The sequence below is a fragment of the Mangrovibacillus cuniculi genome (assembly GCF_015482585.1).
GTDB classification, from domain to species: domain Bacteria; phylum Bacillota; class Bacilli; order Bacillales; family R1DC41; genus Mangrovibacillus; species Mangrovibacillus cuniculi.
On sequence record NZ_CP049742.1, the window covers coordinates 2488582 to 2512739 of the forward strand.

Consider the following 24158-nt stretch of genomic DNA (forward strand, 5'->3'; position numbering starts at 1 on the left):
GATACAAAAGTACTAGTAATTCTAGTAAAAAAAAATTTAGTAAAAAAAAACCTTACTCATAGCCATCCTACGAGTAAGGTTGATAATTTATGAACTCTTAATTTGTTCTTGCTCATCCTCTGTCATCGCTTCACGCCAAATCGTTGCTCCTAAACCTGTAAGTTTTTCCACAAGATTAGCGTAACCACGGTCAATGTGCTCAAGGCCTGTCACTTCTGTTACACCATCCGCCATCAGACCTGCGATGACAAGAGCAGCTCCAGCGCGCAGGTCACTTGCCTTGACCTTTGCACCTTGTAACGGTGAAGGGCCATTGATAATGGCAGAACGACCTTCCACCTTAATGGTAGCATTCATGCGGCGTAGCTCATCAATATGTTTAAATCGCGCCGAGTAAATAGTATCTGTCACGACAGATGACCCTTCTGCCCGTGTTAACAGTGTTGTCATTGGTTGCTGCAGATCGGTCGGGAATCCAGGATATACTAGCGTTTTAATATCAACCGCCTTAAGGCATTCAGAACGACCGATATAGACTTGTTCATCGCCAATCTCCACTGGTACGCCCATTTCACGAAGTTTCGCAATGACAGACTCTAAGTGTAACGGAATAACATTGTCCACGACTACTCCGTTTCCACATGCTGCAGCCATAATCATAAACGTTCCAGCTTCAATGCGGTCTGGGATGATTGTATGTTGGCATCCATGAAGATGGTCTACACCTTCAATACGAATAACATCTGTACCCGCACCCTTAATCTTCGCTCCCATGTTAGTAAGAAGCGTTGCAACATCAATGATTTCTGGTTCTTTTGCTGCATTTTCAATAATCGTTTTTCCTTTAGCACGAACAGCAGCTAACATGATATTGATGGTTGCACCTACAGAAACTACATCTAAGTAGATTCGTGCACCACGAAGTTCATCTGCACGAAGATAGATAGCGCCTTGTTCATTTGTCACTTTTGCACCAAGTGCTTCAAAACCTTTAATATGTTGATCAATCGGACGGGGGCCTAAATGACAACCACCTGGAAGTCCGATTACTGCTTTTTTAAATCGACCTAGCATCGCACCCATTAAATAGTAAGACGCACGTAATTTTTTCACACGTCCGTTTGGTAGCGGCATAGAAATCATCGTGGACGGGTCCACTGTCATATTACTTCCATCGAAAGAGACAGATCCTCCGATTTCTTCTAAAAGTCCTTTAAGCATTTCCACATCTGAAATATCCGGTAAGCCTTCAATCGTAACAGGTGATTCCGCTAAGATGGTAGCTGGTATTAAAGCGACAGCGCTGTTTTTTGCACCACTCACTTTAATTGTACCTTCTAGCTTATCTCCACCAGCAATCATTAATTTATCCATAATCGGCTCCCTTCCGTTCTGGTTGTCTTGCTCCCAGCTAATTTACACACATTCTCTCGCTATCCGAGTAAAATGTTGGTAGTTTGATGTTATTTTAAACGATTTTGGCAAAAACATGTATGGTTTTGCACAAATTTATGAATGAAGTGTTTCGTAAGTTTCGACAAAGAAAAGCGAAAGGCGCGCGTTAAGCCACGGCAGCAAACTTGGGAAGACCGAGTAGGCAGCTCTTCAGCCAACGGAGGGCTTTCCGAGTTTGCCGAGCGGCTGCGCACCTGCAGCTAGACACCACAAGTCTTATCCCTTTGCATTATTCCAATCCTTCAAAAACGCATCCAATCCTTTATCTGTTAAAGGATGCTGTACACATTGTAGCAACACTTTCGATGGAATGGTAGCAATATGTGCTCCAGCCAATGATGCTTCTAGTACATGTTGTGGATGTCGAATCGATGCTGCGATAATTTCTGTTTTTACTTTATGCAAGTCAAAAATGTGACGAATATCACGAACTAAGTCCATTCCGTTTTGTCCAATGTCATCTAGACGGCCTACAAATGGAGATACATACGTTGCTCCCGCACGTGCAGCTAACAGTGCTTGGTTCGCACTAAAAATAAGGGTTACATTCGTTTTGATACCCATTTCCGTAAATACCTTAACGGCTTTTAAACCATCTACCGTCATCGGAACTTTTACTGTAATTTGAGGTGCAATCTTCGTTAACGCTACACCTTCTTGAATCATTCCTTCCACGTCTGTCGCAATGACTTCCCCTGACACTGACCCCGGAACAATCTCTGTTATTTCTTTTAATCTAGAGTGAAAGTCTACCCCTTCTTTTACAACAAGACTTGGATTGGTGGTTACCCCTGCAACTACCCCAAGTTCAACTAGTTCTTTTATTTCTTGAATGTTAGCAGTGTCTACAAAAAATTTCATGATAAAATTCTCCCCTTTTTATGTTCATAAAGTTTAAAAATTAAGACGTACTACTACTTTGGGTTGGTTTTTATTGGACTAGCGTCATATTTCAAACATACGATTTAGAGCTACATCATTGCGATTGGAGCGGAAGGGGGCGACTCCTACGGGAAAGGTGGGCAGCTGAGACCTCACAGGAACACGTACTGTAGCGGCGTGAAGGCTCAAGCTGCTCGCTCCGTGGAAAGCATCCCCCTGCAGCGGAAATCCCATTGCACTCTCTACTTCTAAAGAATAACACAAAAAGCCACCTAACAAATATGTAGGTGGCTTCTCTTTGTGATGATTATTAAGCTTGGTTAGAAGAACCGAATTCGCGCATTTTACCTTGAACAGTCGTTTTGATTGCATCACGAGCTGGTCCAAGATATTTACGTGGATCGTACTCTTCTGTTTTCGCAGCAAGTGTTTCACGAACTGCTTTTGCAGAAGCGATTTGGTTCTCTGTGTTTACGTTGATTTTCGCAGTACCGAAAGAAATCGCTTTTTGGATATCTTTCGTTGGGATACCAGTTCCACCGTGAAGAACTAGAGGTACACCAGTAGCTGCTCCGATTTCTTCCATCTCTTTGAAACCTAGGTTTGGTTCACCCTTGTAAGGACCGTGAACAGAACCTAAAGCAGGAGCTAGGCAGTCGATACCAGTTTCTTTTACAAGCGTTTTACACTCTTCTGGATCTGCATAGATAACGCCTTCTGCTACTACATCGTCTTCTTGTCCGCCAACTACTCCTAGTTCAGCTTCTACAGAAACACCTTTAGAGTGAGCATATTCTACTACTTTTTTCGTTGTTTCGATATTTACATCAAATGGGTCATGAGAAGCGTCGATCATTACAGATGTGAAACCTGCATCGATTGCTTCTTTACATTTGTCATAGCTTGAACCGTGGTCAAGGTGGATAGCTACAGGAACAGTGATGTTAAGGTCATGCATAAGACCTTTTACCATGCTAACAACTGTAGTGAAACCACTCATGTAACGAGCAGCACCTTCAGATACACCTAGGATTACAGGAGATTTTTCTTCTTCTGCAGCCATAAGGATCGCTTGAGTGAACTCAAGGTTGTTTAAGTTAAATTGTCCAACAGCATAACCGCCGTCTTTTGCTTTGTTAAGCATTTCTGTCATAGAAACTAAAGGCATGAGATGTCCTCCTAAATTGGGTTTTTCTGTGCCAAAAGCACGAATATCGTTGCACGTCATTTCTCTATATAGACGTGCGTTACTCTCTATAGGTTGGTTGAATGTCATTCGTATGATACCAAATTTCGTGCACGAATACCAACTTTCGACTAAATTTTTTTCACAAAGTTTAGTTTTTACTATTATGTTGGGGTTTATTAATAAAGTCCTTCTCTTACATTGATTCCGTTTTACTGCTCACGAAAAAAACTGCCGATACCGACAGTTATTTTAGATATGTATAAATTAAGATTCCGATGGTACTGTAACAATGTACTCTTTTACTGCTTTACGTATATCGTCGATGTCAAATGGTTTTGCAAAATGTGTTAAAGCGCCTAAGTCTTTAGCTTCTTGAATCATATCAAGTTCCCCATAAGCTGTCATGATAATCACACGAATTGCTGGATCGATGACTTTCATACGTTTTAAGATTTCAATACCATCCATTCCTGGAATTTTCATGTCTAGGAGAACTAAATGTGGTGCGTGTTTTTGGACAATATCTAGCGCTTGAAAACCGTTTGCAGCTTGAAACGTTTCGTAGCCTTCCTTTGAAAGCACTTCATTTAACAAGATACGGATCCCAAACTGATCGTCCACAATCAGAATTTTTTCTTTCATGTTGTATCTCCTCCTTTTTCCATTGTACTACTTCCATTCGACTATGGAAATAGTAGGTTTATTGGGAAAACAATATCTGGAATGAACTTTTAGGCACCACACTCATATTTATAGGTGCAGTTTTGAAATTATTAACAAAAAATGGGTGTATTTGTACTTAGTTCTCTCTACACTCCTAGATTCCTGCTTATTTTTCAATATATTTTACATAAACAGATGCAGTTCGCTATAATGTGGGACATTAGGATTAAAGGACGTGACATAATGTTGAAAATGTTTACCACTCAGTTAACTGGATTATTCTCCAGAAACTCCAGTAAAAATGAGTTCGAATATGAAGTCGCTGCAAGACTTCTGGCGCAGGTATTAGTTGGGGATGGCTCCGTATATGTTAAAGGTTTTGGTGAAATGGCTGCTGTTGAATTAGAGGCTACTGTTGGTGCGGAACCTTGGCCAAACGCCAAGGTTCTAGATGATGTCGATGCATTGACCTCTGTCGATCGAGTGCTAGTTGTCTCTCGCTTTGCGCATAATCCAGCCGCAATGATTTTGGCCAAAAAACTAGTTGCTGCCAATATCCCGTTCGTTGCAATTGCAGAAGTAGAGCGCGACCGAAAGGATGAAGAAGGTCTTCATACTTTGGCAGACTCTTTCTTATATACTGGAGTCGGAAAGCCAATGTTACCGAAAGAAGATGGTACTAGAATGGGATTCCCGAGTGCCTTAGCCGCCTTGTATAGCTACCATCAGTTGTTTTTTGTATATATGGAATTTGCGGAAGAGTTGTTTGAAGAAGAAGAAGATTAAGATTGGTTATGGACAGGCGCTGGGAGGCGTCTGTTTTTTGTTTATACAGTGAGTGATAGGAGAATCGATGTTGAGTGAGACTGCGGTATAGCTGAACAAGCTTTTCTTCCTTCTGTTATACCGCGGGATGTGCCTCTTGTATACGTGAACTCGTTTTTCTCCCTTCTTCTATACCGCGGGACGTTCCTCTGGTATACCTGAACTGGTTTTTCTCCCTTCTTCTATACCGCTGGACTCTCCTCTGGTATACCTAAAATCTTTTTTCGCCCTTCTTCTATACCGCTGGATGCTCCTCTGGTATACCTGAGCTCTATTTTCGACCTTCTGCTATACCGCGGGACTCTCCTCTAGTATACCTGTGCTCTATTTTCTCCCTTCTCCTATACCGCGGGACTCTCCTCTGGTATACCTGAACTCCCTTTTCTCCCTTCTGCTATAACGCGGGACTCTCCTCTGGTATACCTGAACTCGTTTTTCTCCCTTCTCCTATACCGCGGGACTCTCCTCTGGTATACCTGTGCTCTATTTTCTCCCTTCTTCTATACCACGGGACGCTCCTCTGGAATACCTGAACTCTTTTTTCGCCCTTCTTCTATACCGCTGGATGCTCCTCTGGTATACCTGAATTCTATTTTCACCCTTCTTCTATACCGCGGGACGTTCCTCTGGTATACCTGAACTCGTTTTTCTCCTTTCTCCTATACCAGGGGACTCTCCTCTGGTATACATGAGCTCTATTTTCTCCCTTCTCCTATACCTCTGGACTCTCCTCTGGTATACCTGTGCTCTTTTTTCTCCCTTCTCCTATACCGCGGGACTCTCCTCTGGTATATCTAATCGCACTTTTCCTATGCTTCTATACCACAAGAAAAAGCCACCCTCATCAAAAGGGTGACTTCCGTTCATTAATCTTCTAATTTCCCTGCTACATCAAGTGTTGCTTTGATGAAGTCACGGAATAGTGGTTGTGGACGAGTTGGTCTTGATGTGAACTCTGGGTGGAACTGAGATGCCACGAACCATGGGTGATCAACAAGTTCGATAATTTCTACTAGGCGGCCATCAGGGCTTGTCCCAGAGAAAGTGAATCCCGCTTCTTCCATTTGTTGTCGGAATTCATTGTTGAACTCGTAACGGTGACGGTGACGCTCATAAACTACTTCTTCGCTGTAAGCGTCGAACGCTTTTGTTCCTGGTGTTAGTTTACAAGGGTAAAGTCCAAGGCGAAGCGTACCACCCATATCTTCTACGTCTTTTTGCTCTGGAAGTAAGTCAATAATTGCGTAAGGTGCTTCTGGAGCAATCTCTGCAGAGTGCGCACCTTCTAAACCTAAAACGTTACGTGCATATTCAATAGAAGCAAGCTGCATACCTAAACAAATACCAAGGAAAGGAATTTTATTTTCTCGAGCAAAGCGAGTAGCTTCTATTTTCCCTTCTACTCCTCGATCCCCGAATCCTCCTGGAACTAGCACACCGTCTGCCTCTTGAAGAAGATCTGCAACATTTTCTTTAGTTACATGCTCTGCATTAATCCAATCAATTTCAATATCAGCATCATATGCATAACCAGCGTGTTTCATTGCTTCTACTACAGAAATGTAGGCATCTTGAAGTTCTACATATTTCCCAACTAGGGCAATACGAGTTTTCTTTTTCAAATTGGTCACTTTTTCTACAAGGTTCATCCATTCCGTCATGTCTGCTTCCCCAGCATTTAAGCCTAGGTAGTCGACAACGATTTGATCAAGATTTTGCTCTTGAAGGGCTAATGGCACAGAGTAAAGTGTTTCTGCATCGCGAGCCTCAATTACAGCATGCTTATCGATGTCACAGAATAATGCAATTTTATCTTTCATGTCTTGAGAGATTGGGCTTTCTGTACGAACAACGATAATATTTGGCTGAATACCTAAGCTACGAAGTTCTTTTACACTGTGTTGTGTTGGTTTTGTTTTCATTTCACCAGCTGCTTTAATGTAAGGTACTAATGTACAGTGGATGTACATAACATTTTCGCGACCAATATCACTCTTAATTTGACGAATTGCTTCTAGAACTGGAAGAGACTCGATATCTCCAACTGTTCCACCGATTTCCGTGATTACAACATCCGCATTTGTTTCTTTACCCGCACGGTATACACGGTCTTTGATTTCGTTCGTGATGTGAGGAATTACCTGAACTGTTCCACCAAGGTAGTCTCCACGACGCTCTTTACGTAAAACAGTAGAGTAGATCTTACCAGCAGTTACGTTACTTAATTTATTTAAATTAATATCGATAAAACGCTCGTAGTGACCTAAGTCTAGATCCGTTTCTGCACCGTCATCTGTTACGAAAACTTCCCCGTGCTGATACGGACTCATTGTACCTGGGTCTACGTTGATATATGGGTCAAACTTTTGGATAGTTACTTGTAAACCACGGTTTTTAAGTAAACGGCCTAGTGATGCAGCTGTAATACCTTTTCCTAGAGAAGATACAACGCCACCTGTTACGAAAATATACTTTGTCATGGATGAAAACTCCCTTCAGTCTCTGCTTTTCGAGTATGTCTCGGGTCGCTTTTTATATACATGTAGATACGATTTTTCTCATATAAACAGAAAAGCGCCCCCTTAAAATATTAAGGGAGCGCTTGAAGTTTCCGTTCAATGAGAGCCCAAACACCATATTACTCGCCTGTACGGCGGAAGTCAATATGAAAAGATATTTCTAACTATTCAAGCTTACAGCTCTTCATCCTCATCTAGATCATCTTCTAAATCTTCTTCGTCTTCCTCTTCATCATCAGAAAGAATGTCTAAATCTTCGTCGATTACTTCTAGATCGTCATCATCTTCCTCATCGTCGTCTTCATCGATATCATCAAAGTCTTCCTCATCTGTTAGATCTTCGTCTTCAAAGTCATCTAACTCTTCAAGGTCAAGATCTTCTTCGATATCGTCGAAGCCATCTTCTTCATCTTCCGCTTTTGCTTTTTTCTTACGCACTTTAATAGTTGGAGCTTGCTCTTCTTCTACTTGGTCAAGTGGATACCAAGCACGAAGTCCCCAGCGACCTTCCGCTACGGCTAAGAAACGACCATCTACGTTTAAATCTGTATAGAATGGAATCATTCTTCTTTTTGTTTCTTCCTCAGATAAAGATAGAATAGAGGAAATTTCATCCACCATCTCTTGGAACGTCATTGGTTGTTTTGATTCTGTTAATAGTGCAGTCGCTACTTCAATGAAAGACATTTCTTGCAGCTGATCTTGTGGTAATTCTCTTACACTCATCTTGGCACTTCCTTTCTCTACGAAAAAGAGGTTCATAGCCTCTTGTATATAGACAAGCCTGTTTTAGGACAAATAGTCATGGAAAATAGACATACGTGTCCCTACGGCATAAATGCATACTTCCCATTATAAACAACGCACATGAATTTATGCTAGATATAGTGGTAGATTTCCTTAAATTTTTTCAAGAATGTTTTTTCGGTCCCGTTTTTACTGTGGTCCGGTTAGTCTTCCATTCTTGATATGCACGATAATAAAAGTATAAAGCGGCTAGTAAAAAAGGAACGGCGCCGAGTTGACGGATGTATAAAAAGTGCGTGACCATCAGTAGCAGCCCAATTAGGATATAGACAAGAAATTTCTTCATTTGCACACGCCCCAACCATTTCTTTGGTTCTATGATATCATCTCCTCCTATTATATCCTAAATAAAAGGTATCTTTTGTAAAGAAATCGTTAATGGTAGGGCTTTTGTGATGATGGTGAGGTTATGTATCTTGCTTTTTTACTGGAACTAGTTTTGTTCCTTTCGTTTATCTTGAAAGTAATTGTTGGCTGCAAATTCTTTGGATTGGTTTTTGGGCTCATTTAGGTAGAACAACAAGAAGTCTTTAGAGAAAGCAAGCTTTCTCGGCGACTTCTTGTTGTTCTACCTACCTTTCAGTTATGCTGAAAGGCGCGCGAAACTATGTTTCACGAAATTGAGCCCCAAAAATACCATTCCTTCTATTTATACTCTACATGTTGCGACGATATTGTCCACCGACTTGGTATAGTGCGTTCGTAATTTGCCCAAGACTTGCTACGTTCACTGTCTCCATTAGGGCTTCAAAGATATTTCCACCTGATGTGGCTGATTGTTGTAGTTTTTTAAGTGCAATTTGTGCTGCTTCCTCGTGCTTTTGTTGGAAGGCACGTAGGGAATTGATTTGTTGTTGTTTTTCTTCTGTTGTTGCTCTTGCAAGTTCCATGGAGTCAATAGATTCTTCCGATGGAGGGTTTGGATTTTGGTATGTGTTTACTCCAATGATCGGGAGTTCACCACTGTGCTTTAGGTGTTCATAATGCATGGATTCTTCTTGAATTTTTCCACGTTGGTATTGTAACTCCATTGCTCCAAGGACTCCTCCACGTTCGCTAATGCGATCAAATTCCGCCAAGACCGCTTCCTCGACTAAATCTGTTAGTTCTTCCACGATAAAGGAGCCTTGAACTGGATTTTCGTTCTTAGACCAGCCATGTTCTTTTGTAATAATCATTTGAATCGCCATTGCACGTCGAACAGATTCTTCTGTCGGGGTTGTAATGGCTTCATCATACGCATTTGTATGAAGGGAATTACAGTTATCTTGCAACGCCAATAATGCTTGAAGCGTCGTGCGAATATCGTTAAAGTCGATTTCCTGCGCATGCAACGAACGACCTGAAGTTTGAATGTGGTACTTCAGCTTTTGGGAACGTTCATTAGCACCGTACTTTTCCTTCATGACAATACTCCAAATTCGACGAGCCACTCTGCCTATTACTGTGTATTCTGGATCTAATCCATTGGAGAAGAAGAAAGATAAATTCGGTGCGAATTCATCAATATTCATCCCTCGACTTAAGTAGTATTCGACATAGGTAAAGCCATTAGCTAATGTAAATGCTAATTGAGAAATAGGATTTGCTCCTGCTTCCGCAATATGGTAACCAGAAATAGATACAGAATAGTAGTTACGCACTTGATGGTCGATAAAATATTGCTGAATGTCACCCATCATGCGTAAAGCAAACTCCGTTGAGAAGATACAGGTGTTTTGTCCTTGATCTTCCTTTAAAATATCCGCCTGTACTGTACCACGAACCGTTTTCAGCGTCCAAGCTTTCACTTCTTCTTTTTCCTCTAACGTCAAAGGTCGACCAAGCTCTTTCTCCTGTTTCTCCCATTGTTGCTCAATTGCCGTGTTCATGTACATGGCAAGAATAATTGGTGCTGGACCATTAATTGTCATGGAAACAGACGTCATTTGGTGACAAAGATCAAATCCTGCATACAACTTTTTCATATCCTCTACCGTACATATGCTAACGCCGCTCTCTCCGACTTTCCCGTAAATATCAGGACGTTCGTTCGGATCTTCCCCATAAAGTGTAACGGAATCAAACGCTGTACTAAGTCGTTTTGCCGTATCATCCTTTGATAAATAGTGGAAGCGTCGATTTGTTCTTTCCGGTGTACCTTCTCCAGCGAATTGACGTTTAGGATCTTCTCCTTCCCGTTTAAACGGAAACACTCCCGCTGTAAAAGGAAACACACCTGGTACATTTTCTTTTTTCAGCCAACGGTACACACTTCCTGCGTCCGTTGTCTTTGGTAGGGCCACTTTAGGAATACGTAATCCTGCTAAACTAGTCGTATATAGTTTTGTACGAATTTCTTTGTCTCGTACTTTCGTTACAAGCTCATCTTGCTGATAGCTCTGCTTCAATGTTTCCCAGTTAGAAAGAGTCAAGAGCGTATCATTACGCAGTTTCATCGTGACATCATCTAATAGGCCTTGAATAGCACTTTGAACGGCATCAGGTTGGTTAGCCACTAACGTTGAAGTGATTTTAAGAGCCTGATAATCTGCTAATTTTACCACTTCTTGCTCTACTTCTTGATGATACATCCGCACTGTTTTCGCTATTTCACGCAAATACTGATTTCGATCGTTTGGAATAATACGATTTTGCTTTTCCACTTTGACGTTTTTCTCAAATGGCACAGGCCATGTTTGATTTGAAGCCGCATTTACCTTCTCTATAATGGCTGAGAAAAGTGCATTCGTCCCAGCGTCATTAAACTGGCTAGCTATTGTTCCATACACCGGCATCTCCGTTAATTCTTGTTCGAACAGCATTCGATTTCGTTGTACTTGCTTTTGAACTTGACGAAGAGCATCCTCCGAGCCACTACGCTCAAATTTATTGATAACAATAAGATCAGCGTAATCAAGCATATCTATTTTTTCTAATTGAGAAGGTGCTCCAAACTCTGCAGTCATCACATACATCGAGATATCTGCAACGTCTGTAATATCCGCATCACCTTGGCCAATTCCACTAGTTTCCACGATAATGAGATCATATCCCGCCATCTTTGTAGCAGTTATCGCATCTTGAATGGACGCGCTCAGTTCGGAACGAGATCCCCTTGTAGCCAAACTTCTCATGTAAACGCGAGGGTTAAAAATTGCGTTCATTCTAATTCGATCACCTAACAAAGCTCCACCAGTACGTTGCTTTGTTGGATCGACAGAAAGAATTGCCACTTTTTTATCGGGAATATTCATCAAGAATCGGCGAATCAACTCATCTGTTAAAGAACTTTTCCCAGCTCCACCTGTCCCGGTGATACCTAAAACCGGTTGCTTTCTCTCTACAGCTTTCGCTTCATCCCAAAGCACTTCGGTTGTTACAGCTGTTTCTACTGGGGCTTCCCCTTTATTTTCTACCCATGTAATCAATCGAGCTAGTGCGCCGGTTTCCGCTTTCGCTACTTTCTCCAATTCTTCTTCCATATTCCATGTGTCAGTGGTGGAAAAATCACATTCTTCCATCATGAGATTAATCATTCCTTGTAGCCCTAGCTTCCGACCGTCTTCTGGAGAAAAGATGCGCGCTACCCCATACTCGTGCAGCTCTTTGATTTCGCGTGGAATGATCACTCCACCTCCACCACCGTAGACGCGAATATGCCCAGCTCCTCGTTCTCTTAGAAGGTCAACCATGTATTTAAAGTAATCTATGTGACCACCTTGATAAGAAGAAATCGCAATTCCTTGCGCATCCTCTTGAATTGCCGCATTCACCACTTCTTCTACGGAGCGATTGTGGCCCAAGTGTATAACTTCTGCTCCTGTAGATTGAAGAATTCTTCGCATAATATTAATGGAGGCATCATGACCGTCAAACAAACTGGATGCAGTAATAAAACGAACGTGATGTCTCGGACGATAAACCGTAGTAATCATCGTACTTCCCCCTTTTTTGATTCTAATAATATAGCAATTAACCATTCTGTTTGGTGTTTCGTATAATCGGTAAGCGTGTACGTACTTCGAAGTGCCCAACGCCTAAACGCCCACATTTGTCCTTGGACAAACATGTTATGTGCTAGGAGATGCACACCATCTTCTGTTAAGGGCAGTTTATGTGTAGAAACAAAGCGTTGAATCATTTTCTGCAGCATATCAACCATGTTTTTTTCTTTTTGCAAAACATATGGAAGAGCGTCACGCGTCAGTGATTTGACCTCTTGATACATGACCAATACCTCATCTTGCAGCTCATCCATAATGAGAAAATAGTGCGCTATGGCAGATTGAAGACCTTCCACTGTTCGCACATCTAAATTAATATGATCAAGTCTTGCTCGAACGGTATCATAGATATGGTCGCAAACGAGATACAACACATCTTCCTTCGTTCGAATATATTCATATAAAGTCCCTATACTAAAGCCGGCAGCTTTTGCAATTTCTCTTGTCGTGGTGCGATGGAATCCTTTTTCTTTAAAGAGACGGACAGCCCCGGCAATCATTTGTTCCCTTCGTTGTAAGACTAGACGTTCATCTTTCACCGAGGCTTGCACTTCTCGTCGACCTGTCATGGGCTGTCCTCCATTTCGTTTATTTTGTCAGCATTCTAGAGATTACTAGACGTTGAATTTCTTGTGTTCCTTCGTAAATCTGGGTAATTTTCGCATCGCGCATGTAACGTTCTACTGGGTACTCTTTTGTGTATCCGTAACCACCAAAGATTTGCACAGCTTCCGTCGTTACGTTCATCGCGGTGTCACCGGCCATTAATTTTGACATGGCAGATTCTTTTCCATAAGGAAGCCCTTCTGACTCTAACCATGCAGCTTGGTACGTTAATAGTCTGGATGCTTCAATGGTTGTAGCCATATCTGCAAGTTTGAATGCAATACCTTGATTCGCACTAATTGGCTTTCCAAACTGTTCACGCTCTTTTGCGTACGCGATAGAAGCATCTAGTGCACCTTGTGCAATCCCAACTGCTTGAGCAGCAATCCCGTTTCGACCACCATCAAGTGTCATCATAGCAATTTTAAAACCTTGCCCTTCTTCTCCTAAGCGGTTTTCCTCAGGAATAAAGCAATCTTCAAATACAATTTCTGTCGTTGGCGAAGAACGAATCCCAAGCTTTTTCTCTTTCTTTCCAACAGAGAATCCTTTTGTGTCACTCTCTACGATAAATGCAGTAGTCCCGCGCTGGCGTAATTCTGGATCAGTGACGGCGAATACGATATAAATGCCAGCAATCCCTCCGTTTGTGATGAAGATTTTAGATCCATTTAAAATGTAGCCACCTTCTACTTTTCTAGCATTGGTTTTCATGCCACCAGCATCAGAGCCGGAGCCAGGTTCCGTTAAACCATAGGCACCAATAACTTTTCCTTCTGCCATTGGTCGCAGGAATTTTTGTTTCTGCTCTTCTGTCCCAAACTTATATAGAGGCCACCCCGCTAAGGAAGTGTGTGCGGATAACGTTACACCAGTGGATGCACAAACTCGTGATAATTCTTCCACCGCAATACAATAAGCTACGTAGTCAAAGCCAATTCCGCCGTATTTCTCATCCCACGGAATCCCTGTTAAACCGAGCTCTGCCATCTTTTCAAAAATCTCCATATCAAAACGCTCTTCTTCATCTCGCTCTGCTGCTGTTGGAGCCACTTCGTTTAAAGCAAACTCACGGATTGTTTTTCGTAACATTTCGTGTTCTTCTGATAATTTAAATTGCATATTCCCCATCCCCTTTTATGTATGTTAATGAAGCAATTGACGCGAGATAACGATGCGCTGAATCTCACTTGTTCCTTCATATATTTGCGTAATTTTTGCATCTCTAAAATATCTCTCTACTGGGTATTCCTCCGTATATCCATATCCACCAAATACTTGGATCGCTTCCGTCGCTACGTGCATAGCTGTTTCGGACGCATAAAGCTTCGCCATGGAAGCTTCTTTTCCACATGGAAGGTTGTTCGAACGTAACATAGCAGCACGATACACAAGTAGTTTTGCCGCTTCAACTCGTGTCGACATATCTGCAATCTTGAATCCGATTCCTTGTTGTTGAGAGATTGGTTTGCCAAATTGTACTCTTTGTTTGGCATACTCAATTGCAGCATCCGTGGCTCCTTCAGCGATCCCTAGCGCTTGCGCCGAAATACCGATCCTGCCGGAATCTAAATTAGCCATAGCAACCTTGAACCCGTCACCTTCTTTGCCAAGTAATTGACTTTCAGATATTTTCACATTTTCCAATATAATTTCTGTCGTTCTAGATCCGTGTAACCCCATTTTCTTTTCGTCTTTTCCAATAATGAAGCCAGGTGTCTCTTTTTCTACGATGAAAGCAGAAATGCCTTTCGTACCTAGCTTCGGATTGGTCGTCGCAAATACAATATACGTATCCGCTTCTCCTCCGTTAGTAATAAAGATCTTGGAACCGTTTAAGATGTAGGCACCGTCTTTTTTCTCTGCTCTCGTTCGAAGTGAACCAGCATCTGAGCCTGCACCAGGTTCAGTTAAAGCGAAGGCCCCTAACCATTCGCCAGAAGCTAATTTCGGTACATAGTATTGCTTTTGTTCTTCCGTACCAAAGTAAAGAATTGGGTTTGTTCCAACAGAAGTATGAACGGATAGAATCACTCCTAAAGTAGGACTAATTTTCGATAGTTCATGAATTGCTAGAATATAGCTGGTAAAGTCCATTTCACTTCCGCCGTATTTCTCTGGAATGGTCATCCCCATTAAACCCAGTTCCGCCATTTCTTTTAGTAAAGGCCTTGGAAATTCTCCTGCTTCCATTCGAGGAATCCATGGTTCGACGCGTTCTTTTGCAAAGTCTCTAACCATCTTGGCAACCATTATTTGTTCATCCGTTAAAAAATGTGTCATGTTTTTCCCTCACCCTCCTGTTCATAAATCTAGTTGTACTCGTAAAAACCTCTTCCTGTCTTCTTCCCTAACCACCCTGCCATCACATATTGCTTAAGAAGTGGACACGGTCGGTACTTATCATCACCGAACCCTTCATGCAACGTTTCCATAATGTACAGACAAGTATCTAAGCCGATAAAATCAGCAAGTGTCAGTGGTCCCATTGGGTGATTCATTCCAAGTTTCATGACCTCATCAATTGCTTCCTTCGTTGCAACACCCTCATATAAGGTGAAAATTGCTTCATTAATCATTGGCATCAAAATACGATTGGAGACAAATCCAGGGAAGTCATTTACTTCTACTGGAACTTTATTTAATTGAAGCGTTAACTGATGAATCGTATCGTATGTTTCTTGTGTTGTGGCCAGACCACGAATGATTTCCACTAATTTCATAACAGGTACCGGATTCATGAAATGCATGCCGATCACTTTTTCAGGTCGTTTCGTCACGGCAGCAATATCCGTTATCGGTAACGAAGATGTGTTAGTTGCTAAAATGGTTTCAGGAGGAGTAATCTCGTCTAGTTGCTGGAAGATTGATTTCTTTATCTCCACTCTTTCCGTTGCAGCTTCAATAACAAGATGGACTGACTTCGCCATCTGAAGATCCGCAGTTGGTCTTATTCTTTGAAGTATCTCTTGAGAATCCGCTTCAGTCATACGTCCTTTTTCTACGTTTCTAGCTAAAAGTTTTGCAATCCCTGCCACGCCACGCTGCGCACTCTCCTCCGAGATATCGTGGAGCCAAACTGGAATTCCAGCTTGGGCTACCACTTGTGCAATACCGGAGCCCATTTGGCCAGCTCCGACTACCATAATTTCTTTCATGTTGGTATCCTCCTTATTTTGGTTGCTTTTACTGATGTTTGGTCGCTTTACACCGAAGATTGGTCGCTTTCGCCGGAGTTCGGCCGCTTTCCACCGAAGTTTGGTCGCTTTCACCGGAGTTCGGTCGCTTTTCACCGAAGTTCGGTCGCTTCCGCCGAAGTTTGGTCGCTTTCGCCGGAGTTCGGTCGCTTCCGCTGAAGTTCGGTCGCTTTCGCCGGAGTTTGGTCGCTTTCCGCCGAAGTTCGGTCGCTTCCGCTGAAGTTTGGTCGCTTTCACCGAAGTTCGGTCGCTTCCGCTGAAGTTCGGTCGCTTCCGCTGAAATTTGGTCGCTTTCACCATAATTCGGTCGCTTCTCTCCGAAGTTCGGTCACATCCCCACCAAACCTTCACTTCACTTCAATCAACACGGCATCTCCCTGACCAGAACCTGAACAGATAGCAGCGATTCCTTTTCCTCCACCACGGCGCTTTAGTTCGTGTGCTAAAGTCAAAATAATACGTGCACCACTTGCACCGATTGGGTGTCCTAGTGCGACTGCACCACCGTTTACATTGATTTTTTCTTCTGAAACGCCAGCAATTTTCGCACTTGCTAATGCTACTGCTGCGAATGCTTCATTGATTTCAAATAAATCGATATCCTCAACCGTTAATGCTGCTTTTTTCAACAATTCTTCGATAACTAATCCTGGTGTTTCCGGGAATCGCTCCGCCTCAACTGCAATACTTGTATGAGAAAGAATCGTCGCTAATGGCTCTAATCCTTTGTCAGCAGCTGTCTCTTCACTCATTAACACCATTGCACATGCTCCGTCATTTATTCCTGGTGCATTTCCTGCTGTAATTGTTCCATCCTGTTGGAAAACAGGCTTCAACGAACTTAACTTCTCTAAAGTAGAATCTTTTCTCGGTGACTCATCTTGATCCACTACTAAACTTGGACCTTTACGCTGAGGAATCTCCACTGCCACGATTTCTTCCGCAAGAACACCATCTTCTATTGCTCTTGATGCATTTTGGTGACTGCGAAGCGCCCACACGTCCTGCTGTTCTCTAGATAATTCAAACTTTTCAGCTGTTCCGTTTCCGTACGTCCCCATATGAACACCAGTAAATGTACAAGTCAGTCCATCAGAAACCATTAAATCTTTCACTTGAGAGTCGCCCATACGGAAACCCCAGCGAGCTTTAGGCAATGCATAAGGAGTATTAGACATGGATTCCATACCACCTGCTACCACAACGTTTTCTTCACCTAAACGGAGTAACCCGTCTGCAAGCGTCACACTACGCATACCAGAAGCACACACTTTATTAATGGTTTCGGAACGTACATTCCAAGGAATCCCTGCATTTCTAGCAGCCTGACGAGATGGAATTTGACCTTGACCGGCTTGTAAAACGGTTCCCATAATCACGTTGGTAACGTCACTTGGCGCAACACCTGCTCGTTGTAATGCAGCCTCGATGGCTTTTCCCCCAAGTTCTGGTGCCGTTAAAGTTTGTAGAGATCCTCCAAGTTTTCCAATAGGTGTACGTGCTCCTGCTACGATTACTGTTTTCCCCATTTTGAATTCCCCTCTCTATAATTGATAACGCTTCCATTTTTTCCGAGCGAACGCTCAGCTTCTAGACAAAACGGAAAGAGAAGGTGGTACACACACTTCTCTCTCCTATTCTATGAATCTAGTATCTAGTTTATGATGCTTCTGTTATTGGTTGATAAGGACCACAGACGGATTGTTCCAATAGCTCTGCAACGTCTAAAGTCTGTACATCTTCTTCTACTTCTTTTGCTTTCGTTCCATCTGATAACATCGTTAAGCAGTATGGACATCCCGAGGAGATGACACTGGATTGTGTTTCAAGCGCTTGCTCTGTTCTTGCCACGTTGACACGGTGGCCTGCATCTTCTTCCATCCACATCAGTCCGCCACCAGCTCCACAGCACATTCCCGTGTCGCGATTGCGTTCCATTTCCACAACAGTTACGCCTGGAATAGCTTTTAGGATGTCACGAGGCGGTTCATACACCTCATTGTATCTTCCTAAGTAACAAGAATCGTGGAAAGTAATGGTCTCTTTTACTTCGTGCTGTGGTGTAAGTTTTCCTTCTTTTAATAGCTGAGCCAACACTTCTGTGTGGTGATACACTTCACCAGTAAATCCGAAGTCTGGATACTCATTTTTGAAAATGTTGTAAGCATGCGGATCAATCGTAACAATCTTCGTTACTCCCGCTTTTTCAAACTCTGCAATGTTTTGACCAGCTAACTCTTGGAATAAGAACTCATTTCCAAGTCGACGTGGCGTGTCTCCAGAGTTCTTTTCTTTATTACCAAGAATCGCAAATTTCACGCCAGCCTCGTTTAATAATTTCGCAAAACTTAAAGCGATTTTTTGACTTCGGTTATCAAAAGATCCCATAGATCCAACCCAGAATAAATACTCAAATTCCTCCTCTGCTTTTTTCATCTCTTTTACAGTAGGAACGATTACATCTGGTCTTAGCTCACGCCAGTTCTCTTTTTCTTTACGATTTAATCCCCAAGGATTTCCTTGGCGTTCAATGTTCGTCATCGCACGCTGCGCATCAGGATCCATCTTACCTTCTGTTAAAACAAGGTAACGACGTAAATCAATGATCTTATCCACGTGCTCATTCATAACCGGACATTGATCTTCACAATTTCGGCAAGTAGTACAAGCCCAGATTTCTTCTTCCGTAATAACATCGCCAATTAAAGAAGGACTGTACATACTAGTTGCCGCTGCTTCTTCCGCTCCAGCACTCGCAGCTGCAAGTGCAATTTGATTCCCTTTTGTTCCGCCAAATGCAAATGTTGGCACCCATGGTTGTTTAGATGTTACCGCCGCTCCATGAAGTGTTAAGTGATCACGTAGTTTTACGATAAGATCCATCGGTGACAGCATTTTACCCGTCCCTGTTGCAGGACACATATTAGTACAACGACCACACTCTACACATGAGTAGAAGTCAATCATCTGTAATTGTGTAAAATCTTCAATTTTCCCTACTCCGAATGATTCTTGGGACTCATCTTCAAAGTTAATCGGTTTTAACTTCCCAACTTGCTCTGTTCGGTTAAAGTAGACGTTCGCTGGTCCTGCAATTAAGTGTGCGTGTTTGGACTGTGGCACATAGACTAAAAATGCAAGAAGGAACAATAAATGAATCCACCAAGCTACATAGAATAGTGTGATGACAAAAGCTTCTGGAGCTCCCGCAAAAATCGTTGCGAATAGACTTGCTACTGGTTCTGTCCAAGTAGCCTCATGTCCGTGCCAAATCATTGACATCCCATTCCCCAAAAGAACGGATAGCATTAGTCCTCCAATGAACAGAAGCACTAAACCTGACTTAAATCCTCTTTTTAAACGAACTAATTTCTCCACATATCTGCGGTGAAACGCCCATACTACCGCTACTAAAATCATTGCTGTAACGATTTCTTGGAAGAACGTAAATCCTGGATATAACGACCCTAGCGGTAAGTGCGCACCTGGCACCAAACCTTTGATGATAAAATCAATCGCTCCAGCCTGTACCAGGATAAAACCATAGAAAAACATGACGTGTATAATACCACTTTTCTTATCTTTCAAAAGTTTCTTTTGACCAAAAACGTTGACCCAAACTTTTCCTAAACGTTCTTTGACATTTTGATCGAATTCTACTTTTTTACCTAGCTTAATAAAAGCAATACGTGTTCTTATTAAGTAAACAAACAGCGTTAGTGCGTAAGCGGTTACAATAAGGAATGCAATCCAGTTGACCCAAAGTAATACTCCCATCATTATTACCCCTTCCCTACTTCTCTCAAAATGTTCCCCTCATTGTGAGATAGAATTATCTAAATTATCTTATCTTTATATTACATAATGAATGAGCATTCAGTCAATAACTTATTCTTTTCTTTTCAAGAGTCTTTTTTTCTTTTTAGGGAAAGATAGCCTCATACTAGCACGCAAAAAGGAGCGAGCATTTATGTGGTTATTAATCGTATTAGCTATAATAGCTCTGTTCATTTTTTTGGCATGGCTAGATTTTCACATGGGATATAAAGCTGACCAACGAAATTCTAAAAAAAGAGAGTATCCAGTCCGACATGGCACAATCGATTTTTTTGATGATGGACAAACTTTTTTTACTTCCTATTTTAAAGAACTACGTAAAGCTCAATCATTTATTCATGTTTCTTTTTACATCACAAAGCAGGATGATTTCAGTAAAGAGTTTTTTTCTATTCTAATGGATCGTGCGAGAGAAGGTATTACTGTTAGATTGTTAATAGATTGGCTAGGCGGACACTCCCTTACCCAATCCCTAAGAGATGATTTAAAAGAAGCTGGAGTCCAATTACATGCTAGTCACCGTCCTACCTTCCCATATACTTTTTATTCTATCCAACGTCGTAACCACAGAAAGATTACTATTGTGGATGGAAAAATTGGTTTTTTAGGTGGCTTTAATATAGGAAAAGAATATATCAGCCAACAACCAAAACTTTCTCCTTGGCGAGATTATCACTTACGATTAAGCGGAGAAGGAATACAAGATTTATACGATGAATTCGCCGTAGACTGGAAGAGAGCTGTGAAAGAAGATCTCTCTGCCTCCTTTACAAAAACAGAAGCTGGTTTTACTCCTTATCAACTCTTTCCATCAGAAGCAGGGCAGTTAGAAGAAAAGTTTATTGACGTATTATCCAATGCCAAAACCTCTATTAAAATTGGCAGTCCTTACTTTATCCCTTCCCCTGCCGTGTTTGAAATACTAGAAGCTCAAGCTAAAAAAGGAATAACTATCCAAATATTAGTACCAGATATAGCCGATCACAAACTCGTGAAAGAAGCCGCATATCGTTACTTCAGAAAATTATATGCTGCAGGACAAAATGTAGAAGTCTATCAATACCAAAACGGCTTCTACCATGCGAAAGCATTAATTATCGATAATACTTTTTGTGATGTAGGGACAGCAAACTTTGATCGACGAAGCTTTAGGATAAACCACGAATTGAATTGTTTTATTTATGATCAGAGTGTTGTTAATGAAGTGTTAGAAACATATAACATAGATCTTTCTCAATCGAGTAACTTAACAAGAGAAAAACTTCAGCATATGCCCTTGCTTACTCGTTTAAAAGAATGGATAGCACGTTCTGTAGAAAGTTTATTATGAGGGGGACACAGGATGATCATTCGCCTTGGTTTTGTTTCGCATGCACTTTCCTTATATGAGGGTACTCCAGCAAAAGCTTTAACATTTGCTAATTACTCCAAAAAACCACTTACAGAAGCGAAAGAAAAATTAGTAGAAGTAACGAGAAAAAACTTAGATACTACTAAGAGAATCATTCACTATTGCATTGCTCAACAGATTTCGGTATACCGCATGTCTAGTTCCATTGTTCCTCTTGCTACTCACCCAGAGGCGAAGTGGGATTATGTTACCCCTTTTAAAAAAGAATGGCAAGAAATAGGCCAGTTGGTGAGAGATCATTCTTTACGGGTAAGCTTTCATCCAAATCAATTCACTTTATTTACTAGCCCTGAAGAACATGTTACCCAGAACGCCCTAGCAGATTTTGACTATCATTCCACTATGCTAGATGCCATGGGAGTAGAAGGTGTTATTAATATTCATATTGGTGGTACTTACGGGGATAAACAAGCCACTTTAAAGCGATTTTACCAACAAGTTACGTTACTTCCATCAAAGCAATATAAACGAATGACGTTAGAAAACGACGATAAGACATACACTATGAAGGAAACACTCGAAACTTGTCAGAAGTTGAAAATACCAATGGTTTTTGATTACCACCACCATGTTTGTAATCCAGGTGATGAAGTAGACAAGTGGCAAAGCTTATTACCTCAAGTGTTTGAAACATGGAATCACACCAATTTGCGACCAAAAATACATTTATCCTCGCCTCAGTTTGCATTGAACGAAAAAGGAAACAGTCGAAAACATGCAGATCATGTAGATCCAGCATTTGCAACTCCCATTCTTTCTGCATTGCGAGAAGTAGGACAAGATATTGACATCATGTTGGAATCGAAAAAGAAAGATCTTTCCCTTCTTATTCTAATGGAAGAGTGGTCAAAAATTAGGGGTGTTAAGCGGATAGACGGAGGAACATTATTCTTTCCATAAAATAATCCACCACCTTTTTTCGTTTTCCTATGAAATTCAACTGTCTACCCATTACTATTTCAAGATAATTACATTTTTAGCTTCATCGTTAAAATAAACTCTGTCTTGACAGAAAACAGAGTGATTAAGTCAGATTTACCAACAGTTTCGTACTCGTAATTTTCGATACCCTAAATTTCCGAACAGTAAACTTTGAAAGTTCAGTAAATTGAAAATAATTTATTGACTTTTCATAAATGTTTTCTGATAATTAAGACAGATAAAGAAAATACAGTTTCCGGGGAGGTCAATGGAGTATGGAGTTTATTGAAAAGTTCGTCGCTGCAGCAAACGGATATCTTTGGGGGTACATTTTAATTGCCTTGTTACTAGGTTTAGGACTGTACTTTACGTTTGGTTCCAGGTTTGTTCAAATCACTCGTATTGGGGAAATGTTTAGGTTATTGTCTGATAAAGATGTTCAATCCGCTGAAGGACAACGAGGCATTTCTTCCTTACAAGCCTTCTTTATCGGAGCAGGTACTCGAATTGGTACAGGTAACTTAGCAGGTGTAGCAATTGCCTTAGCACTTGGAGGACCTGGTGCGGTATTTTGGATGTGGGTTGTCGCAATCTTAGGTGGAGCGAGCGCTTTCGTCGAAAGTACACTAGCTCAGATTTACAAAGTAAAAAGTAAAGACGGATTCGTAGGTGGTCCTGCTTATTACATTAAAAAACAATTAGGAAAGCCTTGGATGAGTGCAGCGTTTGCCGTTACAATCATCATGTCTTTTGGTTTAACATTTAACGCGGTTCAAGCAAATACCATTGCTACTGCTTTTGAAAATTCATTTAATGTAAACCCTTGGGTTATGGCTGGGATATTAGTTGCACTTACTGCTCTTATCATCTTTGGTGGAGTAAAACGTATCGCAACATTCTCTTCAATCATCGTTCCTTTCATGGCTGGATTCTATGTCTTATTAGCCCTAATAGTCGTTGCGTTAAATATTACAGAGATCCCTGGTGTCATCGCACTTATTTTTAAGAGCGCATTTGGACTTGAGCAAGTAGTTGGTGGTGGTATTGGTGCTGCTATCATGAATGGTGTAAAACGTGGACTATTCTCAAATGAAGCTGGTATGGGATCTGCACCAAACGCAGCAGCTACAGCGAACGTTTCTCACCCAGTTAAACAAGGATTAATTCAAGCACTTGGTGTATTCTTTGATACATTAATCGTGTGTTCCGCTACTGCTTTTATCATTCTTACTGCAGATGCGTACACAACTTCTGGTCTTATCGGAATCGAATTAGCACAAGCAGCAATGGCTGAGCATTTTAGTTCATGGGCAGGTATTTTCTTAGCAATCGCTATCTTCTCCTTCGCATTTAGTTCAATCGTTGGAAGTTACTACTACGGAGAAGCAAATTTACCTTTCATCAACAAGAGTGCAACAGGGCTTGTTGTGTATCGTATCTTAGCGCTTGGAATGGTTGCATTCGGATCTGTTGCATCTCTACAAATCGTATGGGACTTAGCAGACTTCTCGATGGCACTAATGGCAATCATCAACCTAGTGGCAATTGGTATCCTGGCACCAATTGCATTCAAAGCTCTAAATAATTATATGGATCAACGAAGCCAAGGCTTAGATCCAAAATTCTACGCTAATGATATTGATGGACTTAAAGGCGTTGAGGCTTGGCCTACTCGCGAGAAGGAAAAGCGTACGACTGCGTGATAAAAATTATTTAATAAACCAAAAAACCGCTGCAGATTTGATTGCAGCGGTTTTTGTTTTAAGCAAATTTGAAATTAAATAGTAATTTCCACAGAGCCAACGTAGTAACTAGTTTTCAGTAGGGATTGGAGCGGAAATCACATTGCAGTCGTTAAAG

At 41.5% G+C, this 24158-nt stretch carries 17 protein-coding genes; 4 read left to right on the forward strand and 13 right to left on the reverse strand.

Annotation, left to right across the window (positions count from 1 at the left end; translation table 11 throughout):
- Positions 1-87 precede the first annotated feature (87 nt).
- From G8O30_RS12615 to G8O30_RS12630, 4 genes are all read right to left on the reverse strand, one after another.
- A complete protein-coding gene (locus G8O30_RS12615) occupies positions 88-1374 on the reverse strand; it encodes a UDP-N-acetylglucosamine 1-carboxyvinyltransferase (protein WP_239672411.1) in 1287 nt (428 codons plus the stop codon).
- Positions 1375-1671: 297 nt separating this feature from the next.
- Positions 1672-2316, reverse strand: coding sequence for a fructose-6-phosphate aldolase (gene fsa / locus G8O30_RS12620; RefSeq protein WP_239672412.1), 645 nt, complete (start codon positions 2314-2316; stop codon positions 1672-1674).
- A 331-nt stretch (positions 2317-2647) separates the two neighbouring features.
- A complete protein-coding gene (locus tag G8O30_RS12625; RefSeq protein WP_239672413.1) occupies positions 2648-3505 on the reverse strand; it encodes a class II fructose-bisphosphate aldolase in 858 nt (285 codons plus the stop codon).
- 285 nt (positions 3506-3790) lie between these two features.
- Positions 3791-4168 carry a response regulator gene (locus G8O30_RS12630; RefSeq protein ID WP_239672414.1) on the reverse strand — a complete coding sequence of 126 codons (378 nt, stop codon included), beginning with the start codon at positions 4166-4168 and terminating at the stop codon, positions 3791-3793.
- A 264-nt stretch (positions 4169-4432) separates the two neighbouring features.
- Between G8O30_RS12630 and G8O30_RS12635 the strand changes: the two genes are divergently transcribed.
- Entirely contained in the window at positions 4433-4975 is a 543-nt protein-coding gene (locus G8O30_RS12635) for a DUF2529 family protein (RefSeq protein ID WP_239672415.1), read from the forward strand.
- 905 nt (positions 4976-5880) lie between these two features.
- Here G8O30_RS12635 and G8O30_RS12640 read toward each other — a convergent pair.
- The 9 genes from G8O30_RS12640 to G8O30_RS12680 form a co-directional block, all read right to left on the reverse strand.
- Positions 5881-7494 carry a CTP synthase gene (locus G8O30_RS12640; RefSeq protein ID WP_239672416.1) on the reverse strand — a complete coding sequence of 538 codons (1614 nt, stop codon included), beginning with the start codon at positions 7492-7494 and terminating at the stop codon, positions 5881-5883.
- 213 nt (positions 7495-7707) lie between these two features.
- The gene (gene rpoE / locus G8O30_RS12645) at positions 7708-8259 is read right to left on the reverse strand and encodes a DNA-directed RNA polymerase subunit delta (RefSeq protein WP_239672417.1); all 552 of its coding nucleotides are present in this window, start codon (positions 8257-8259) and stop codon (positions 7708-7710) included.
- A 737-nt stretch (positions 8260-8996) separates the two neighbouring features.
- Positions 8997-12257 (reverse strand): fused isobutyryl-CoA mutase/GTPase IcmF, encoded by a 3261-nt coding sequence (gene icmF / locus G8O30_RS12650; protein ID WP_239672418.1) that lies wholly within the window; start codon positions 12255-12257, stop codon positions 8997-8999.
- Complete coding sequence (locus tag G8O30_RS12655) at positions 12254-12895, reverse strand: TetR/AcrR family transcriptional regulator (protein WP_239672419.1); 642 nt, start codon at positions 12893-12895, stop codon at positions 12254-12256. The genes icmF and G8O30_RS12655 overlap by 4 nt, the downstream gene beginning before the upstream one ends.
- A gap of 19 nt (positions 12896-12914) precedes the next feature.
- Complete coding sequence (locus G8O30_RS12660; RefSeq protein ID WP_239672420.1) at positions 12915-14054, reverse strand: acyl-CoA dehydrogenase; 1140 nt, start codon at positions 14052-14054, stop codon at positions 12915-12917.
- A 24-nt stretch (positions 14055-14078) separates the two neighbouring features.
- Positions 14079-15215, reverse strand: a complete 1137-nt coding sequence (locus tag G8O30_RS12665) for an acyl-CoA dehydrogenase (RefSeq protein ID WP_239672421.1) — start codon at positions 15213-15215, stop codon at positions 14079-14081.
- Positions 15216-15244: 29 nt separating this feature from the next.
- Positions 15245-16090 carry a 3-hydroxybutyryl-CoA dehydrogenase gene (locus tag G8O30_RS12670; RefSeq protein ID WP_239672422.1) on the reverse strand — a complete coding sequence of 282 codons (846 nt, stop codon included), beginning with the start codon at positions 16088-16090 and terminating at the stop codon, positions 15245-15247.
- 386 nt (positions 16091-16476) lie between these two features.
- A complete protein-coding gene (locus tag G8O30_RS12675) occupies positions 16477-17658 on the reverse strand; it encodes an acetyl-CoA C-acetyltransferase (protein WP_239672423.1) in 1182 nt (393 codons plus the stop codon).
- A gap of 130 nt (positions 17659-17788) precedes the next feature.
- Positions 17789-19906: a (Fe-S)-binding protein gene (locus G8O30_RS12680; RefSeq protein WP_239674558.1), complete on the reverse strand. Its 2118-nt coding sequence runs from the start codon at positions 19904-19906 to the stop codon at positions 17789-17791.
- Positions 19907-20099: 193 nt separating this feature from the next.
- Between G8O30_RS12680 and cls the strand changes: the two genes are divergently transcribed.
- The 3 genes from cls to G8O30_RS12695 all read left to right on the forward strand — a co-directional run bounded on the left by cls (position 20100) and on the right by G8O30_RS12695 (position 24001).
- A complete protein-coding gene (gene cls, locus G8O30_RS12685) occupies positions 20100-21296 on the forward strand; it encodes a cardiolipin synthase (protein ID WP_239672424.1) in 1197 nt (398 codons plus the stop codon).
- A 12-nt stretch (positions 21297-21308) separates the two neighbouring features.
- Positions 21309-22277: a UV DNA damage repair endonuclease UvsE gene (uvsE, locus tag G8O30_RS12690; protein WP_239672425.1), complete on the forward strand. Its 969-nt coding sequence runs from the start codon at positions 21309-21311 to the stop codon at positions 22275-22277.
- A 296-nt stretch (positions 22278-22573) separates the two neighbouring features.
- Positions 22574-24001: an alanine/glycine:cation symporter family protein gene (locus G8O30_RS12695; RefSeq protein ID WP_239672426.1), complete on the forward strand. Its 1428-nt coding sequence runs from the start codon at positions 22574-22576 to the stop codon at positions 23999-24001.
- Positions 24002-24158 lie beyond the last annotated feature (157 nt).